Here is a 14,992-nt window from a genome sequence, read left to right as displayed (position 1 = left end):
CTACTTCTTATTGTTAGATTATATTTTATTGGCATCTGTATATATGCAAATTTCAATAACCATTAACACGGAGTGTTTACTATGAGTTCTACATTTAATAAAAATCGGGCATCATTAGGAAGTATAAAAAACCAAAACATATTTAAAGAAATAGACTATTCAGCAACCTTGTCAATTAGAAAGAAACCATCAATAAATGTCGTTTACCTAGAAGGGGTATATAAGCACATAAGCAAAAAATCAGAACACAACAAAAAAATATTTAATAATTTGTTAGCTAAAATTGATAATTTAAAAGATATATTTAAGATGGGTAAATCTGATGAATGGTACAAATTACAAGAGTTAGAACTTAATCTTATCGAACAAGCTGACAAGCAGACAAAAAATTTTGAAGTATTACAAAAGTTACATAGTAAACACACAAAAATGGAAAATTATTATACATTACCTATAACCTCGTCATCTATTAAACTTAATACCTTCGACTTAATTGAGCAATATAAAGCAGACTTATTAAATCTGCTGAGTAATATGAGAGAGAAATTTATCTTACCTGATAACATTTCTTATCACAAGAATCCGATTATTCAAAATGCTATAGGCACAGAACTTGATCAGTTTAATTCTAATCTAAACGATAGCCATCAATTGTCTCAGCAATACACACAGAAAATGACTGAAAATGTGCAAAATAGGTTTTTACTCATGGAAAAAACATTCTATGCAGAAGGTCATATGAATGATTTATATACCGATGCCAAGAAAAGTAAAAGCAACATAGAACAGCTGCTAAAAGCACTTAATAACAATAGCATAATGCATTCAACAAGTAATCATACAGTCGATAAGTTAATAAAATGCACAACAAAATTAAACACCCAATATACAGAAATTCAATATTCACATGATAGTTTTGATAAAATCAAAAACTTTGAATACTTAGATGATATTCATAACCACTTTGAACAAGATAAAGACTTTTACCTTAACTATCAGGAGAGCGACTACCAAAACAATAAAGAATTTAAATTATTAACTGAATTAAACCAGTCAATTAGTAACTTACAAAAAATAAAAATTAATGCTCAAAAAACATTGGATAATCACATACTCCCGATTGATAAATTATTAGAACTTACTCCTGATAGACAACATAAATACCAAAAAGGCATTGATAATGAATTAGAAAAATTATTCAATAAACTTGAAGCGCGTATCAATGTAGAAATAAAAAAAGAAGCGGGTTTATATTACGACCAGTCTACATATTTAATTAATCGTTCCCAGTTAGAAAAAGACATATTGAGTGTAAAAGAAGATTTAGCCAATTATATTATTGAAAATAGGACATTAGCTCAAGAGAAAAAAACTCATGATAACATTGAAGAATTAACAACTCAGTTTCATGATGAATTCCTTAGAGCAAAAACACTCCAAAAGTTTGTTAATTTAGAATTAAACAATCACCTTCACCAATTTAATCCTCCAAGTAAAATAGTCTCTTATACTAATAACTTTGGTGATAAAAAAAATAACATATATATGCTAGCAGTAGAAAAAAAACTATTAAAAAATGAATTAAATAATTTAATTTCTAACATTCATATAAAGATCCCTTTAAAATCAACTTCGTCTGCTGTTGGTGAAGATGCATATTATCAAACAGTTAAAGGAAAAATGTATACATTATTAGACTTAACTGAACAGTTAGGGAGTTTAACTAAAATGTACAGTTCAAAAGAACACTCAGAGATACTAGAATATATCAATGATATTCATTCTTTAGAAAAACAAATTGTCCAGACAGAAAAAGAGATTTCTCAATATATTTATACTCATTCAGAAAATAAAGACAAAAAATCAATTTCTTCAGAAATAACACCATTAATTATTGAAATCATGAATAAAAAATCAAAAATAATGTCAATTGAAACTCGCATTAACGAGGGAACTGATGAAGTCAATTTCACTGATGGTAATGGAAATAATAAAGACTTTGAATCCTTATTATCATCTATCATGGCTGAATTTCCACAAGACACAATAATTAGCGATGTATACGACCAACCATTGCATAACAAATCAATACCTGTATTTATCCCATTACGGGATTAACACGTATTTTTATTTTCACTAGATTTGTATTTTACTATTATTGAAACCACCTACTGAATTAGGTGGTTTCTGTTATCATGGCGCTTGGCTGGCTTTAAATGCGATTCTAACCAATAATCCATTAAGTAATTTACTTTTTAATAATTGAGGTTCAGAACCATGATAGCTAGCAATATTTCAAATGATATCAACAATACTTCCATACCAAATAAAAATTAGTCACCTCATTTTAAGTAGGTTATATTAATTAACTACGACCACAGTAATGAAACATTTAAAAATTATTAACATGGAGTGTTTACTATGATTTCAAATTTAACCCTAAATACGAACCAAGAGTTACAACAAAGTGAAAACAATATCAATATATCTGAGGTTTTACGTGAGAAAGAATATCTAACCGCAGTAAGAGATGACTTTATTTCTAACGTATATAATTATGTCCCATTAAAATCTGTCACATCTAATGTCAGCGAGGAAACCTATTGTCAAACGATTAAAGATGCATTGCTAGATATCACTAATCAACGCTTACAATTAAACAAAATACAAAAATTGAAATCAGAATCTGTTGATACTACATATTTACAAGAAGAAAAACTTGCTAGTGCAAAAAATGATCTAGTGACATACATTCAAGAGCACTCAGAAAATAAAGATTCAAATTTGATTTCCCAAGACATATCGGCTTTGCTTGATGAAATATACAACACAAATTTAAAAATAGAATCAATCGAGACATTTATTAATGAAGTAAAAAATGACACAGCGCTAGCTATAGCTAATATATTTCTTAATGAAGACAATAAGTTAGATTCAGAATCATTATTATCATCCTCAATAGCAAGCCTCGAACAAAACACAATAACCTGTGATTTTAAACACGAACCTTCAAATAACACGCTATCGCAGATATTAATATCAATGTGAAACTAAACGTATCTAGCTTTTACTGCGTTTAGACTTTGTCACCAGAGAAACGCCTTAGTAAGGGCGTTTTTCTTACCACGGCGCTTGGCTAGCTTTAAATGCGATTCTAACCAATAATCCATTAAGTAATTTACCTTTTAATAATTGAGGTTCAGAACCATGATAGCTAGCAATATCTTTCACAAGCGCCAGCCCAAGGCCAGCGCCTTCCTTACCTAACGCATTATTTAAACGAGTAAAGGCTTCCATAGAACGGTTAATTTTCGCATCTGGGATCCCAGGACCAGAGTCTTCAACCTCTAAGACCCAATGAAGATGGTCATCACTGCTGACCACTCGAACGGTGACCACCCCATTTGCAGGCGTGTATTTAATCGCATTATCAATTAAATTTGCACACATCTCAGCTAATAAGATAGGCTCGCCTTTAATCCATGCCGTTTCCGCACCTTCATAACCTAAGTCAATATTTTGGCTTTCAGCTTGAGATAGCCGAGTAAAACACGCTTGGTGAACAATTTCCACTAGATTTATGGCACGATACTGCGTAATTGATTCTTTTTCATGGGCTTTTAACCGCGATAGCTGCAAAAGCCTATCAGTCAAAATGATCGTATTATCGAGGGTTTTATTGATGGCTTGTAAACTCTGTTGCCGTTGAGTTTCATCTGTACTATTAATCGCGACGGAAACCTGAGTTTTAAGAACGGTTAGAGGTGTTTTAAGCTGATGAGATGCATCTGCACTAAAGCGTTCTTGTCGTCTAACCATCCGCTTTAGGCGAGAAATATAACGGTTTAATGCATCAATTAATGGCGATAAATCCGACCACGGCAGTAAATCTGGCAAGGGTGTTAAATCATTGGCAGAACGGCCTAACATTAAGTGAGATAATCTTTTCAACGGTGCCAGCAGCTTACTCAGTAGAATATAGGCAAGCACCATGGTTAAAAGTACCACGGTACCTTGACTCATCAAGGCAGAAATTAATAATTGATTAGCGAAATCTTGCCGCGAATAGACCGTTTCCGCAACACGAATTTCAACCATCCCAGTGATGCCACCTTCATTAATCGGTTGATAAAACGCAGCAATACGAATAGGTAAACCTTTATACTGTGCATCATAAAAATAAACTAGCGCAGTATAGTGCTGTGAACGCATCCAATAAGGGGGAATTGGCGGTAAGTCGTCATAACCAGAGATAGTTTCACCGTCAGGAGAGATAACTTGATAAAAAATTCGGTCATTATTATTTAGTTCGAAACTATCGAGCACCACATAAGGCACATTCACCGAGAGATGCCCATCTACCACTTGTAAGCGTTCTGCAACTGTTCGAGCTGAAGCTAGTAACGTTCGATCATAGGCTAAATTTGCAGCATTTTTTGCACTGTAATAGTGGGTATAAACCGAAAAACTCCCCAACAAAATGAGGGGGATACCGAAAAAGAGCAGTAACTGATGAAAGAGAGAGCGTGGATGAGCGACTAATTTCATACACTACACTGCTCTAATCGGTATCCCAATCCGCGTAAGGTATTGATGTTAACATCCGAACCGGCAAGTTTTTTTCTTACACGGTGAACATATAACTCAATACTTTGTAAATTGGCTTCATCTGACAGCGAAAATACCTGTTCAAATAATTGCATTTTAGAAACAGGTCGACCTCGTCGATGAAATAGGGTGTTTAACACCGCATATTCCCTTGGTGTTAAGCCTAACGGCTCTTCGCCTAATAAAAAATAACCGTCCTCATGGTAACTAAGTAAACCAAACTGTTGTGACTCATTAACTTGCCCTTGGCTACGCCGTAATAAAGCACGAAGACGTGCTTCTAATTCCGCAATATCAAAAGGTTTCGTCAGGTAGTCATCAGCCCCTGCATTTAACCCTTGTACACGGTCGGCTACGTCGGAATTCGCCGTTAGTAACAAGACGGGGGTTTCTTGATGCCGTTTGCGCATTTGCGCCAATACCTCAAGCCCACTCATTCTCGGAAGTGATACATCTAACACGACTAATTCATAGCGTTCAGTTTGTAATAGCTGGTCTGCTATCGCACCATCACTAGCAAGATCAACCGCAACCCCAGATGACGATAAGGCCTTCTGTAACCATAATGACAACTCGTCATGATCTTCAACCAATAAAATTCTCATTCCGCATACTCATTATAATTATTTATCAGTATACGTTGGCATTCCATTGAATGAATGGAAAGCAAATGTGCACATTTTTACTGTGTCCATCACAACTATTGCTAACAAACACTATTAACGTGATTAATTTAACATTAAATTAACATAACAAAAAAGTAAAAATACAAAACAATCTGATATATATCACATAAAAATAATAATATTTGTTAATGAAAGGTAAATGAAAGCTTCATCGGGCGATGATGCCATACCAGCACAACAAGCAGTAATAATATATACCTCTAATTATTGTCTTAGTAAGGAAAAATAATGAAAAAATTCACCCAGACGGCCTTAGCAACAGCAATATTTTTAGTTGGCATCAATCAAGCAAACGCCCTACCCGAACGTACAGAATGTATTGCCCCCGCCAAACCTGGAGGCGGTTTTGATTTAACCTGTAAATTAGTACAAGTGTCTCTTCTTGAAACTAAAGAAATTGAAAAACCAATGCGAGTGACCTATATGCCAGGCGGTATTGGTGCCGTTGCTTATAACGCTATTGTCGCACAACGCCCTGCGGAACCCGGCACCATTGTTGCTTTCTCAGGAGGTTCCTTACTCAATCTCGCGCAAGGTAAATTTGGCCGCTATAACGAAAATGACGTGCGCTGGCTCGCCAGTGTGGGAAGCGACTACGGTATGATAGCCGTACGTGCCGACTCACCTTATAAAACCCTGAAAGATTTAATGGATACCTTCAAAAAAGATCCTAACAGCATCGTATTTGGTGCGGGAGGGTCTATTGGCAGCCAAGATTGGATGAAAACGGCCTTATTAGCCAAAGCCATTGATATCGACCCACGAAAAATGCGTTATGTGGCCTTTGAAGGCGGCGGTGAAACCTTAACTGCACTACTGGGCAACCATATTCAAGTCCTTTCAGGGGATATCAGTGAAATGACGCCGTATATCAATGAAGGTAAAATTCGTATCCTTGCTGTTTACTCAGACAAGCGCCTTGGTGATGGTTTATCAGATATTCCAACAGCAAAAGAACAAGGGTATGACATTGTATGGCCAATCATTCGTGGTTTCTATATGGGGCCGAAAGTCTCCGATGCTGACTATAACCAATGGGTCGAAGCCTTCCAAAAACTGCAACAAACCGACGAATTCAAAAAACAACGTGAACTGCGTGGTTTATTTGAATACAACTTAACCGGGCAAGAACTCGATAGCTATGTCAAAAAAGAAATCGAGCAATATCGTGAACAAGCCCGTGCCTTCGGTTTAGCCAAATAACGGAGTAAACGATGAGCCAACGCATATTTGCCATAGTTTGGCTAATACTGTGTGCTATCGGAATTTATATTGGTTGGGGGATCCAAAGTGAGTTCAGTTATGAACCACTGGGCCCCCGCCCTTTTCCGGTTGTCATACTCTCCTTAATGGCGCTTTGTGCCCTTGCCTTATTATTTGGCAAGCAAGAAGCCGTTGAGTGGCCAAAACCCTATGTATTACGTCGTTTAGTTTTATTAGTTGTTGCACTTGTTATTTATGCATGGGCTTTTGAATGGTTAGGGTTCCCGATTGCAACCAGCTTACTCACCATCAGTATCGCCCTGCTATTTGGTGCGACACCTATCGCCGCGATTATTTCGGGCCCGGTCTTAGGTATCTTTTTGTTCTATGCCTTTGATAAATGGCTAGATGTAACCTTGCCTATTGGCAGCCTGCTAAGTTAAGGAGCGAAATCATGGAAACTTGGATGTATCTATCGCAAGGTTTTGAGGTCGCACTGGTTCCTCAAAATATCTTGATCGCCTTAATTGGCTGTTTTATTGGTACAATCGTGGGTATGCTTCCCGGCCTCGGCCCTATCAATGGCGTGGCAATTTTACTGCCGTTGGCTTTTGCGCTTAAATTACCGGCTGAGTCTGCATTAATCTTACTCGCCACGGTTTATTTAGGCTGTGAATATGGCGGACGCATATCATCAATCTTACTTAATGTCCCCGGCGATGCCGCAGCAATCATGACCACGCTAGATGGTTATCCTATGGCAAAACAGGGAAAAGGTGGCGTTGCGCTCTCTATATCCGCGGTCAGTTCATTTATTGGTTCAACGATTGCAATTGTAGGGATAATTCTATTCGCTCCTTTGCTTGCTCAATGGTCACTCGCCTTTGGTCCTGCCGAATATTTCGCCTTAATGGTTTTTGCCATTGCCTGCTTAGGTAGCATGATGAGCCAAAACCCAATTAAATCACTACTGGCTGCATTAATTGGTCTATCACTTGCCACTGTGGGGGTGGATGCCAACTCTGGGGAATATCGTTTTACGTTTGATAGCGTACATTTATCAGATGGCGTACAGTTTATCGTCGTGGTTATTGGTTTGTTCTCTGTCAGCGAAATTTTATTGATGCTCGAAGGTACCGCGACAGGCCAAGGGCTGATCCGCAAAACAGGCAGAATGCTATTCAATCGCAAAGAAGCTAAAGCGTGTGCAGGTCCAGCTTTACGCTCCTCTTTTATCGGTTTCTTTGTTGGTGTTCTACCAGGAGCTGGTGCCACCATTGCCAGCGCCATCACTTATATGACGGAAAAGAAAATCAGTGGTGAAAAAGGCGATTTCGGTAATGGCGATGTCCGAGGGGTAGCCGCGCCTGAAGCCGCCAATAATGCCTCTGCGTGTGGGTCATTTATTCCTATGTTAACTCTTGGCGTTCCGGGCTCGGGAACAACAGCAGTAATGATGGGTGCCCTAACGCTCTATAATATCACCCCAGGCCCTGGTATGTTTACAGAGCAACCGGATATTGTGTGGGGGTTAATTGCAGCTCTGTTGATTGCTAACGTGGTTTTGCTCATCATGAATATTCCGTTAATTGGCTTATTCACGCGTATGCTAACCGTTCCGTTATGGTTTTTAGTCCCTGCTATTGCTTGCATTTCTGCTGTCGGGGTATATGCCGTTCATAGTACGACGTTTGATTTGTTACTCATGATGGGGCTAGGCGTATTTGGGTTTATATTACGCAAAATGAACTTCCCACTTTCACCATTAATTTTAGGGTTTGTACTGGGTGAAATGTTAGAACAAAATTTACGCCGTTCATTATCCATCAGTAATGGTAATTTCGATATTCTTTGGAGCAGTACGATTTCCCAAAGTTTATTAATTCTAGCGGTATTAGTGCTAATTTTGCCGCCAATTATAAAGCGCATTCGTAAACGTAAACAATCCGCTGTCTCATCGTAATTAAGTGTTCATACAATCTCTGTAAAACTTTGCCCCAGTGTGATTTTGGGGCATTTTTTATTAGTCAGTAGAAAAACCACGGATTCAGATAATGACGATGTATTGAATAAGCTCAATCAATTATCTTAGCCATCTCATTTATTAAAACATAAAACACAATGTTCGATAGATTACTTTTTGTCCTTTTTAATATCCAGCCAAAACCGTTAGCATATACTCGCACTGTTAATGTCCATGGTGACTGTTACACTATCCATAGTCAGAAACCTGTCACTATCACGGAAAAAGACAGTGGTTATATCCAAATAAAAGCATTGGGTAAAATGCATATTTTTTGTGGGGAAATGTTGCATATCAGCGTAAAGAAAAATACGACGCTTGTGACTATTGGCTGGTCAAAAGGGAAAAGCCAAATATTTGAAGTGCGTAAAAACGTGAAAGAAACTGCATATCGAGTAAATTCAAATAATTCGAGTTCAAGCTGCCCCCCCCTTATTATGACAGTTCATCCAGTGATAATAATCACCGCTCAAGCAACCATTATTGTTCTAATGATAACTCAAGTTCAGATTGCTCATCATCTGATTCAGGGGGTGGTGATGGTGGAGATTAGTTAAGCCATGTAGTCGGCATCATGTTTATTCCCATCTAATGCCATATTAATATCACGATATTGCTCCAAAAAACTTTGTTTAATTAGACTGTTTTTTTCAAAATAATCCTTTCTTCCGGCATAAGCTTTCGCAAGCTTATTAAATGCCTCTTGTTTAATTCCAATATATTTATTATCAATTGTCGATATTGAACTAAAAACACTTTTATAAGGGAAGTCATCATTACCAAATAAGCTACTCATAACCGTATCACTCAAATTATCATACTGGATATCTAGTTTTATTGTCGCATTTTTTAAATTAGTATTCGTAAAGTTGTAATCAACATCTATTTTAACTGGGATGTTAATTTTCGTATTTTCAGCATTGGCCTCAGAAAAATTAGCTCTTAACAAAGGGATGTTATTACTTGTTTCAACTATTGTGTTCGACAAATCTGAGCCTGAGAAATCAATATTTGCGCTACTAACATGAATATTTCTATTATAGGTACTACCAAGAAGAAGTTTCACCATGCTTTCCGCAGTTATTTTTTTATTCGAATAGTCATAGTAGGCTGCAAGCATATCGAGTTTATGTTCTGATTTGACGTGTAATAGATGACTACTATCACTATTTTTCGATTTGTCGGTATTTATATCCACTAGATAATTTAAAATTTTAATTTGCTTTGTGATTTTCTCTTTACCTTTTCCTTCAACATCCCACCCATATCGGTTGTATATGTTACTTATCTTAGAAAAAGCCATGTTAAATACATTTTTTTTATTCGCTTCGGAGCTATTTTTAATATAGACTTCAAGCATCTTTGTCGAACTATTACTCATTGTGTAAAAGAAATTTTTAATACTCATAAATTTTTCCTATATCAATTAACTTTGTTTATTTGCCATATACTCCCATATTCAAAATATTAATTATTTAATAAAACAACGATAGTGTGCCTATTGATTTCATATATATAAAAAAAACGAGAACCGAAGTTCTCGCTTATTTAATTAGTTTTCCTGATACAAATTATGCTTTGTATTTGCTCATCACTAATGTGGCGTTAGTTCCACCAAAACCGAAACTGTTAGACATGACTGTTTCCAGCGCTTGCTCCGTTGGTTTAGTCACGATATTCAGGCCTGCTGCTTTCTCATCTAGATTTTCGACATTAATGCTTGGTGCAATAAAGCCGTGTTCTAACATTAGCAAGCTGTAAATTGCTTCGTGGACACCCGCAGCACCTAATGAGTGACCGCTCATCGCTTTCGTTGCAGAAATTGCTGGGGAGTTACTACCAAACACTTCTTGAATCGCTTCTAACTCTTTGGTGTCACCCACTGGTGTTGATGTACCGTGTGTATTGATATAATCAATTTTTTCAACACCTTGCATTGCCATTTGCATACAGCGTACAGCACCTTCACCTGATGGCGCAACCATATCTGCACCGTCAGACGTTGCACCATAGCCAACAATTTCAGCATAGATATGCGCACCACGAGCTAAAGCGTGCTCTAACTCTTCAACCACGACGATACCGCCGCCGCCTGCAATAACGAAACCATCACGGTCTTTATCGTAAGTTCTTGATGCTTTGTCTGGCGTCTCATTGTATTTAGTCGACAATGCGCCCATTGCGTCAAACTCACAGGTCATTTCCCAGCTCAGTTCTTCACCGCCACCAGCAAAAACAACATCTTGCTTGCCTAATTGAATTAACTCAACCGCATGGCCAATACAGTGCGCTGATGTTGAACAAGCAGAACTGATGGAGTAGTTCACACCTTTGATTTTAAATGGCGTTGCTAAACAAGCAGAAATACCCGATGCCATTGCACGAGTCACCATGTATGGGCCCACACCACGCAAACCTTTAGCACGCATACCGTCAGAACCAGCAACTTGGTTACGTGGAGAACCACCACCAGAGCCAACAACGATACCTGTACGTAAATTTGAAACTTGTTCTTCTGTTAAACCTGAATCCGCAATCGCTTGTTCCATCGATAAATAAGCATAGGCGGAGCAATCACTCATAAAACGGAAAATTTTACGGTCGATTAAATCTTTTGGGTCTAAATTTTTAACATTACCCCAGACATGGCTACGCAGCCCTGCCTCTTTGAATTCTTCTGAGAAAGTGATCCCGGAACGACCTTCCTTCAGAGAAGCCAGTACTTCTTCCTGGTTATTACCAAGGCTGGAAACAATACCTAGACCAGTGATGACTGCACGCTTCATTCGTTACCTCATGTCTATAATTATATGATTGCGGGATTACAGGTTGTCACTTTAGCTTACACTTGTACGCTGAACAAGTCCGATCAGGGTAAATATTTGTATTTTTTTCTTTATGACGCCAATAAGACTTTTTTATGACGGTAGCCTTACACCCATATCAGCGGTAAAATTTAGGAATTAAATAAAGAATGTAGGCTTATCGTGAAAAAGAACGCTGTACAAACCGCACGCCTGAGCTGGAATGACGAAGGCACCCCCATGTCTGAACAGTTTGCAGATATCTATTTTTCTAACCAAGATGGCTTAGAAGAAGCTCGCCATGTGTTTTTGCAAGGAAATCATTTTCCTGATCGCTTCGCGACGCACCCTTTCACAACCTGTGTGATTGCCGAAACTGGCTTTGGTACTGGATTGAATTTTTTAGCATTATGGCAATCTTTTAAACAATTTAAAGCAGAAAATCCAAACGCAAAATTGCAACAATTACATTTTATTAGTTTTGAAAAATACCCATTAACACAATCTGACTTAATGACAGCCCACCAATGTTGGCCTGAACTGAGCAGCTTCTCACAATCCCTTTGTGAAAATTGGCCACAAACCTTACCGGGTAACCAGCGGATCATGTTAGAAAATGGTAGCGTGATATTAGATTTATGGTTTGGTGATGTAAATGAGCAAATATCTTTACTAAAAAACAATTTAAACAATAAGATAGATGCTTGGTTTTTAGATGGTTTCGCTCCCTCAAAAAATCCCGAAATGTGGAGTGAACAACTGTTCACTAATATGGCAAAATTCGCCCGCCTCAATGGAACTTTTGCAACATTTACCGTGGCAGGTGCGGTCAAGAGAGGCCTGCAACAAGCTGGCTTTACCCTTAAAAAAGTCAAAGGCTTTGGTAACAAACGAGAAATGTTAACTGGGGTCTTAGCTGAAAAAGAAATTGATATCCCAACGCCTTGGTTTGCCAGAAAAAGCGCAGATAACCCAACTGATGTCGCTATCATTGGTGGTGGGCTTGCCAGTTTAACAGCGGCCTACGCCCTTCATAACCGCGGTGCTAAAGTCACCTTATACTGCCAAGATGCACAAGTTGCGCAGAATGCTTCGGGCAATCGCCAAGGGGCTATTTACCCCTTACTCACCGGCAATAACGACCCACTCGAACGTTTTTTTGTCAGCGCTTTCCCCTTTGCCTCTCGCTTTTATCACCAATTAGCAAAACAAGGGCTCGCGTTTGAAGGGCAATGGTGTGGCGTGAGCCAATTAGCCTATAACGACAAAGTGGCTCGCAAGATAGCGGGAATGCTAGGAACCGAATGGCCGACTGATTTTGCTATTGGTAAAAGTCGTCAGCAACTGAGTGATATTTGCGGCGTTGATGTCAACCATGATGGCATTCATTATGAGTCTGGAGGATGGCTGTGCCCTGCCCAGCTTTGTGAGAGTTTACAACAATATTTACAACAGCAGGGTATTACCTTCTGTTTTGAACATAATGTCGTTGAATTAAAACAAACAGAACAAGATTGGCAGTTATTAATTGAAACCGCACAACACAAACAGCTAACACGTGTTCACTCAACTGTCATTATTGCTAATGGGCACAAGCTGCGCCAATTTGCTCAAACCGTTAATTTACCTATTTCGCCTGTGCGTGGGCAAGTCAGCCATATTCCAACCAATCACACCCTACAACAACTGAAAAATGTTCTGTGCTTTGAAGGCTATTTAACCCCTGCCGATGCCACGGGTACACAACATTGCTTAGGTGCTAGCTACCAACGTGAACGACTTGATTTCGATTATAGTGAAGAGGAACAGCAAGGGAACCGCCAAAAGCTGGTTGATAACCTACCCGATGTAACTTGGCCTAAGGATATCGATATTTCTCAACAACGTTCACGCCAAGGTATTCGTTGTGTTATTCGCGACCATTTTCCGTTATTAGGCAATGTGCCTGATTTCGAACAACATGTGGCACTCTATCACAATTTGCCCACTCAAATTGCCAAAGAACAGCCTATTGCACTCGCTCCAGTGCACCCAAATTTATTTATTTTTGGTGCATTAGGGTCAAGAGGGTTATCAACCGCACCACTTTGCGCAGAATTGCTTGCGGCGCAAATTTTTGGGGAAGTACTCCCCCTAGACGATGAAACTCTTGCAGAACTCAACCCAAACCGTTTTTGGGTAAGGAAATTATTATTAGGTCGCCCTATTAAACTCCCTTATTAATGCATTAAGTTAATGAGATAGCCATTGCACAACGGTCTTCAGCAGCAAACCCTGCATCGACCTCAGACTGTAAAATAGCCTGTAGTTCGGTGGTTAGCTCATTATCTTCAAGAATTTTAAAACCCAAGCGTTGGTAATAAGGTGCATTCCAAGGCACATCGCGGCAAGTGGTCAATGTCACTACCGTGATATTCCGTGCCAAAGCAGCATCAAGAACCTGCTTAATCAGCTTTTTACCCAGCCCGCGTCCTTGCCATTGCTGGCAAACAGAAACCTCACAAATATGCAGGCTAGTATGATGATCTTCAGCATTGATAAAACCAATTGGTTCATCACAATCATTCACTGCTACCCACTCTAATTGCTCAGAAATAAAATCGAGGTGGTCTTGCTCCGTTTGCCCATCACCTTCAGCAAGCCATTTATATTTTTCGATACTCGTAAATGCCTGGCCTGCGGAGGCTTCCACCGGAGGAAGATATTTGGCATCAAGGGGGGTTGCTAAACGAATATTCGCCATAATTTTTACTCGCAATAAAATTTAGCTAACAAAAAAGCGGGTTTCCCCGCTTTTCATGCAGAACTCAACAAATTAAATGGCGTTATTTAATAAGTTTTTCCACATATCTAAAACCAGTACTTGGTCTGGTGGCGTCAATTCGCCAGCTTTGATGGCATTTTGAATACTGACTTCGACACGTTGATATAATGCTTCAGAACTGGTTTCGTTTTCTTCTTCCAGTTCAGCCACAGCAAGGGTTAAGTGACCACGCAAATAGCCGCCAGCGAAGAGTTCATCATCGCTCGCGTGTTCAACCATATCATCAATTTTCGTTAGTATGCGTGTTTCTAAATCCGCAAGCATGCTTAATCCTTACTTAAATGTGTGTTCATTAGGCAAAAATATCTTCCGGATAAGGAAAAGCTTCTGCACAAAGAGGTGGCGTATTGTAAAACAATTGTAACGCATTAATAAAGCGTAATGGCCGTTCAGGGATGCCATTTTCTAAATAAAGCATGACTTGTGCATGAACTTTGCGCATAAACGCAATACGATCAGGCTCAAAATCCCCCTCTAAGTTGTCACAACTGACATTAAATGGAATGCCAACGGCAACACAAAACAGCCAGTCCAACGCTTGGGGCTTGATTTCCACCACTTCAAACTCACACTGTGTTTTTTCATCTCGCCCATCTGGGCAATACCAATAACCGTAATCGACTTGCTGACGTCTTGCTTCCCCAGCAATACACCAATGTGAGATTTCATGCAGCGCACTGGTGAAAAAGCCGTGTGCAAAGACGATCCGGTGATAAGGTACTGCCTCATCTGCGGGTAAATAAATGGGTTCATCATCCCCTTTTACCAGCTTGGTGTTATATGTCACACCAAAACATTCATCAAAGATATTGATTAGATCCTGATAATTATGTGTACTCATGAA

14 protein-coding genes are annotated in these 14,992 nt (G+C 38.8%); 7 read left to right on the top strand and 7 right to left on the bottom strand.

Annotated elements, in window-relative coordinates; all coding sequences use genetic code 11:
• The first annotated feature begins 81 nt into the window (after positions 1 to 81).
• Both M1F17_RS08205 and M1F17_RS08200 read left to right on the top strand, forming a co-directional pair.
• Complete coding sequence (locus M1F17_RS08205) at positions 82 to 2,118, top strand: hypothetical protein (RefSeq protein WP_164455495.1); 2,037 nt, start codon at positions 82 to 84, stop codon at positions 2,116 to 2,118.
• A 303-nt stretch (positions 2,119 to 2,421) separates the two neighbouring features.
• Complete coding sequence (locus tag M1F17_RS08200; RefSeq protein ID WP_094962687.1) at positions 2,422 to 3,048, top strand: hypothetical protein; 627 nt, start codon at positions 2,422 to 2,424, stop codon at positions 3,046 to 3,048.
• A 72-nt stretch (positions 3,049 to 3,120) separates the two neighbouring features.
• Here the strand turns inward: M1F17_RS08200 and M1F17_RS08195 are convergent, their stop codons facing one another.
• Both M1F17_RS08195 and tctD read right to left on the bottom strand, forming a co-directional pair.
• A complete protein-coding gene (locus M1F17_RS08195) occupies positions 3,121 to 4,548 on the bottom strand; it encodes a sensor histidine kinase (RefSeq protein ID WP_164455493.1) in 1,428 nt (475 codons plus the stop codon).
• The gene (gene tctD, locus M1F17_RS08190) at positions 4,545 to 5,213 is read right to left on the bottom strand and encodes a transcriptional regulator TctD (protein WP_318837354.1); all 669 of its coding nucleotides are present in this window, start codon (positions 5,211 to 5,213) and stop codon (positions 4,545 to 4,547) included. Before tctD ends, M1F17_RS08195 begins: the two co-directional genes overlap by 4 nt.
• Before the next feature lie 309 nt (positions 5,214 to 5,522).
• Here tctD and M1F17_RS08185 point away from each other — a divergent pair, with 309 nt between their 5' ends.
• From M1F17_RS08185 to M1F17_RS08170, 4 genes are all read left to right on the top strand, one after another.
• Entirely contained in the window at positions 5,523 to 6,497 is a 975-nt protein-coding gene (locus M1F17_RS08185; protein ID WP_004257243.1) for a Bug family tripartite tricarboxylate transporter substrate binding protein, read from the top strand.
• 11 nt (positions 6,498 to 6,508) lie between these two features.
• Entirely contained in the window at positions 6,509 to 6,940 is a 432-nt protein-coding gene (locus M1F17_RS08180) for a tripartite tricarboxylate transporter TctB family protein (protein ID WP_094962691.1), read from the top strand.
• A gap of 11 nt (positions 6,941 to 6,951) precedes the next feature.
• Positions 6,952 to 8,460, top strand: a complete 1,509-nt coding sequence (locus M1F17_RS08175; protein ID WP_136135017.1) for a tripartite tricarboxylate transporter permease — start codon at positions 6,952 to 6,954, stop codon at positions 8,458 to 8,460.
• Positions 8,461 to 8,618: 158 nt separating this feature from the next.
• Positions 8,619 to 9,077, top strand: a complete 459-nt coding sequence (locus M1F17_RS08170) for a hypothetical protein (protein WP_206277504.1) — start codon at positions 8,619 to 8,621, stop codon at positions 9,075 to 9,077.
• On the opposite strand, the gene M1F17_RS08165 is transcribed toward M1F17_RS08170, so the two are convergent.
• Together M1F17_RS08165 and fabB are read right to left on the bottom strand one after the other, a co-directional pair.
• Complete coding sequence (locus M1F17_RS08165) at positions 9,074 to 9,928, bottom strand: hypothetical protein (protein WP_272674750.1); 855 nt, start codon at positions 9,926 to 9,928, stop codon at positions 9,074 to 9,076. The two genes, M1F17_RS08170 and M1F17_RS08165, sit on opposite strands and share 4 nt — an antisense overlap.
• 163 nt (positions 9,929 to 10,091) lie before the next feature.
• Complete coding sequence (gene fabB, locus M1F17_RS08160; RefSeq protein WP_206277502.1) at positions 10,092 to 11,306, bottom strand: beta-ketoacyl-ACP synthase I; 1,215 nt, start codon at positions 11,304 to 11,306, stop codon at positions 10,092 to 10,094.
• A 201-nt stretch (positions 11,307 to 11,507) separates the two neighbouring features.
• On the opposite strand from fabB, the gene mnmC reads away from it, so the two are divergent.
• A complete protein-coding gene (mnmC, locus tag M1F17_RS08155) occupies positions 11,508 to 13,547 on the top strand; it encodes a bifunctional tRNA (5-methylaminomethyl-2-thiouridine)(34)-methyltransferase MnmD/FAD-dependent 5-carboxymethylaminomethyl-2-thiouridine(34) oxidoreductase MnmC (RefSeq protein WP_206277501.1) in 2,040 nt (679 codons plus the stop codon).
• A gap of 4 nt (positions 13,548 to 13,551) precedes the next feature.
• Here the strand turns inward: mnmC and M1F17_RS08150 are convergent, their stop codons facing one another.
• The 3 genes from M1F17_RS08150 to M1F17_RS08140 form a co-directional block, all read right to left on the bottom strand.
• Complete coding sequence (locus M1F17_RS08150; protein ID WP_112307556.1) at positions 13,552 to 14,067, bottom strand: GNAT family N-acetyltransferase; 516 nt, start codon at positions 14,065 to 14,067, stop codon at positions 13,552 to 13,554.
• Between the two features lie 72 nt (positions 14,068 to 14,139).
• On the bottom strand, positions 14,140 to 14,412 hold the full coding sequence (locus M1F17_RS08145; RefSeq protein ID WP_004257217.1) for a YfcL family protein: 273 nt from the start codon (positions 14,410 to 14,412) through the stop codon (positions 14,140 to 14,142).
• A gap of 28 nt (positions 14,413 to 14,440) precedes the next feature.
• Entirely contained in the window at positions 14,441 to 14,989 is a 549-nt protein-coding gene (locus M1F17_RS08140) for an elongation factor P hydroxylase (protein WP_004257212.1), read from the bottom strand.
• Between the last annotated feature and the right edge of the window lie 3 nt (positions 14,990 to 14,992).

This window comes from Providencia sp. PROV073 (assembly GCF_033688125.1).
Lineage (GTDB): Bacteria > Pseudomonadota > Gammaproteobacteria > Enterobacterales > Enterobacteriaceae > Providencia > Providencia hangzhouensis.
This window is presented reverse-complemented; position numbering and strand designations above follow the sequence as displayed.

Coding starts and splice junctions, on each gene's coding strand:
- tctD (WP_318837354.1), bottom strand. CDS start 5,213: ATGAGAATTTTATTGGTTGAAGATCATGACGAGTTGTCATTATGGTTA.
- fabB (WP_206277502.1), bottom strand. CDS start 11,306: ATGAAGCGTGCAGTCATCACTGGTCTAGGTATTGTTTCCAGCCTTGGT.
- M1F17_RS08195 (WP_164455493.1), bottom strand. CDS start 4,548: ATGAAATTAGTCGCTCATCCACGCTCTCTCTTTCATCAGTTACTGCTC.
- M1F17_RS08175 (WP_136135017.1), top strand. CDS start 6,952: ATGGAAACTTGGATGTATCTATCGCAAGGTTTTGAGGTCGCACTGGTT.
- M1F17_RS08170 (WP_206277504.1), top strand. CDS start 8,619: ATGTTCGATAGATTACTTTTTGTCCTTTTTAATATCCAGCCAAAACCG.
- M1F17_RS08145 (WP_004257217.1), bottom strand. CDS start 14,412: ATGCTTGCGGATTTAGAAACACGCATACTAACGAAAATTGATGATATG.
- M1F17_RS08150 (WP_112307556.1), bottom strand. CDS start 14,067: ATGGCGAATATTCGTTTAGCAACCCCCCTTGATGCCAAATATCTTCCT.
- M1F17_RS08140 (WP_004257212.1), bottom strand. CDS start 14,989: ATGAGTACACATAATTATCAGGATCTAATCAATATCTTTGATGAATGT.
- M1F17_RS08165 (WP_272674750.1), bottom strand. CDS start 9,928: ATGAGTATTAAAAATTTCTTTTACACAATGAGTAATAGTTCGACAAAG.
- M1F17_RS08180 (WP_094962691.1), top strand. CDS start 6,509: ATGAGCCAACGCATATTTGCCATAGTTTGGCTAATACTGTGTGCTATC.
- M1F17_RS08185 (WP_004257243.1), top strand. CDS start 5,523: ATGAAAAAATTCACCCAGACGGCCTTAGCAACAGCAATATTTTTAGTT.
- M1F17_RS08200 (WP_094962687.1), top strand. CDS start 2,422: ATGATTTCAAATTTAACCCTAAATACGAACCAAGAGTTACAACAAAGT.
- M1F17_RS08205 (WP_164455495.1), top strand. CDS start 82: ATGAGTTCTACATTTAATAAAAATCGGGCATCATTAGGAAGTATAAAA.